This is a genomic window from Xanthobacter sp. BG11Y11_SDJG, assembly GCF_057364445.1.
Map to the genome: position 1 here is coordinate 1 of NZ_JBNFNU010000492.1, position 2,693 is coordinate 2,693.

At 71.4% G+C, this 2,693-nt stretch carries 4 protein-coding genes; all 4 read left to right on the forward strand.

Annotated features, from left to right (window positions below; genetic code table 11):
- Positions 1-805: molecular chaperone DnaJ (locus AC2W7M_RS23345; protein ID WP_486135306.1), on the forward strand; the 805-nt coding region annotated here is incomplete at its 5' end.
- Positions 806-994: 189 nt separating this feature from the next.
- On the forward strand, positions 995-1,615 hold the full coding sequence (locus AC2W7M_RS23350; RefSeq protein ID WP_486135308.1) for a class I SAM-dependent methyltransferase: 621 nt from the start codon (positions 995-997) through the stop codon (positions 1,613-1,615).
- Positions 1,616-1,664: 49 nt separating this feature from the next.
- The gene (locus AC2W7M_RS23355; protein ID WP_486135309.1) at positions 1,665-2,243 is read left to right on the forward strand and encodes a histidine phosphatase family protein; all 579 of its coding nucleotides are present in this window, start codon (positions 1,665-1,667) and stop codon (positions 2,241-2,243) included.
- A partial coding sequence (gene pyrF / locus AC2W7M_RS23360; protein WP_486135311.1) for an orotidine-5'-phosphate decarboxylase occupies positions 2,240-2,693 on the forward strand: 454 nt, incomplete at its 3' end. The genes AC2W7M_RS23355 and pyrF, both read left to right, overlap by 4 nt.

Sequence of the window (2,693 nt, forward strand, 5' to 3'; positions counted from 1 at the left end):
GGCCGGCGGGCGCGGCGAGGACCTGCGCTACAACATGGAGATCACGCTGGAGGAGGCGTTCTCCGGCAAGACCGCGCAGATCAAGATTCCCACCTCCGTCACCTGCGAGGCGTGCAACGGCTCGGGCGCCAAGCCCGGCACCCAGCCGAAGACCTGCCGCACCTGCGGCGGCGCCGGCAAGATCCGCCACGCCCAGGGCTTCTTCACCCTGGAGCGCACCTGCCCCACCTGCCAGGGCCGCGGCTCGGTGATCGAGGACCCGTGCGGGGCCTGCGGCGGCGCGGGCCGGGTGACGCGCGAGCGCACCCTCTCGGTGCAGATCCCGGCCGGCGTCGAGGATGGCACCCGCATCCGCCTCGGCGGCGAGGGCGAGGCCGGCGTACGCGGTGGCGCGGCCGGCGACCTCTACATCTTCCTGTCCATCGAGCCGCACGCTTTCTTCCAGCGCGAGGGGGCCGACCTCTACTGCCGGGTGCCCATCTCCATGGTGACGGCCGCGCTCGGCGGTCAGGTGGAGGTGCCCACCATCGACGGCGACAAGACCAAGGTGAAGATCCCCGAGGGCACCCAGTCGCAGAAGCGCTTCCGCCTCTCCGGCAAGGGCATGCCGATTCTGCGCACGCGCTCCCACGGCGACATGTATGTCCAGGTGGTGGTGGAGACGCCGCAGAAGCTCACCAAGCGCCAGAGGGAGCTGCTGGCCGAATTCGACAAGGAGAGCTCCGGCGAGACCCACCCGGAATCCGCCGGCTTCTTCTCGAAGGTCAAGGAATTCTTCCAGGGCGCGCCGGGCGAGGGGGCGTGAGGCCTGCCGATCGGCCGGCCTTTCCCCGATGAGGGCGCGCGGGATGGCTTTGGTCCAACCGAAGCCGCGCGACGCCTCGGCCGGCACGGGCGCGGAAAAAGGCCGCCGGCCGCCCCGGCCCAGCTTGACCCCCCCCAACTGTCTTTCCCGTCTAATCGCCTGCCATCCCCCGGGGGCGCCGAGGTGTCCATGCTTCATTCACACGACCAGCGCAGGGCGGGCTCCAAAGTGCCGCTCGGGAAGAAGCCGCCGCTCAAGGACGAAGTGCGCTTCCTCCAGTCGTGGTTCCAGAATCCGCTCAAGACCGGCGCGGTCTCGCCGTCCGGACCGGCCCTGGCGAAGATGATGGCGCGGTATCTCGATCCCACCCACGACGGTCCGGTAATCGAGCTCGGCCCGGGCACGGGCCCGGTGACCAAGGCGCTGCTGGAGCGCGGCTTTTCGCCCGAGCGGCTCTACCTCATCGAATACAATCCCGATTTCTGCGCCCTGCTGCGCCTGCGCTATCCCGGCGTCACGGTGATCCAGGGCGACGCCTATGCGCTCGGCAAGACGCTGGCGGGCAAGCTGCCGGGGCCGGCGGTGGGGACCATCTCCTCGCTGCCGCTGTTCACCATGCCGCAGCCCGAGCGCCACCGCATGGTCAACGAGGCGTTCGACCTCTCCCGTCCCGGTTCGCCGTTCGTGCAGTTCACCTATGCGGTGGTCTCGCCGGTGCCGCTGGTGCCGGGCAAGATCGAGGGCGAGGTCTCCCCGCGGGTCTGGCGCAACCTGCCGCCCGCCCGCGTGTGGGCCTATCACCGCCCGTGAGGGCGAGCGCGCGGCCCCATCCCCAAGCCCGCGCGGCGGGGAGCGGGTCGTGACGCGCTTTGTCTATCTCACCCATCCTCAGGTCCGGGTGGATCCGGCCGTGCCGGTGCCCGATTGGGGCCTGTCCGAGGTCGGCCGCGCCCGCACCTGCGCCTTCGCCGCGCAACCGGGGCTCAAGGCCTTCCGGCGCGTCGTCGCGTCCACCGAGGTCAAGGCGAAGGAGGCGGCGCAGATCTGTGCTGATGCCCTCGGCCTTGCCGTGGAGGTGCGCGCGGCCATGCACGAGAACGACCGCTCCGCCACCGGCTACCTGCCTGAGCCCGAGTTCCAGGCGGTGGCGGACGCCTTCTTCGCCCAGCCGGACGCGAGCGTGCGGGGCTGGGAGACGGCGCGGGACGCCCAGGCGCGCATCGTCGGCGCCGTGGAGCGCGCGCTGGCCGAAGCACCCGGCGTGCCGACCCTGTTCGTCGGCCATGGCGGGGTGGGGACCTTGCTTCTGTGCCACCTCGCGGGATACCCCATTTCCCGGATCCACGATCAGCCGCCGGTGGGCGGCGGCTGCTGGTACGCGGCCGGCGATGCGCCGCCGCGCGGCTGGCACACCATGGAGGAGGGGCTGAGCCCGTGAGCGACGCTGAAATCTCTCCCCGTGACCGCCTGATCGTGGCGCTCGACTTTCCCACCGTGGCGGCCGCCGAGGCGCTGGTGTGGCAGCTCGGCGACGACGTCGCCTTCTACAAGATCGGCCTGGAACTCACCATCGCCGGCGGCCTCGACTTCGCGTCCGAGCTGATCGGGTCCGGCAAGAAGGTGTTCCTGGACCTCAAGCTCCACGACATCGGCCATACGGTCGAGAAGGCCACCGCCGCCGCCGCCGAGCGCGGCGTCAGCCTTCTGACGGTCCACGCCTACCCGCAGACGCTGACGGCCGCCGCCAAGGGGGCGGCGGGCAGCGCGCTGAAGGTGCTGGGCGTCACCGTGCTCACCTCCTACGACGATGCCGGACCTCCGGCCGCCGCCGGCTATGCGAGCGGGGTGGAGGAGATGGTGCGCCGGCGCGCGGCGAGCGCGCGCGAGG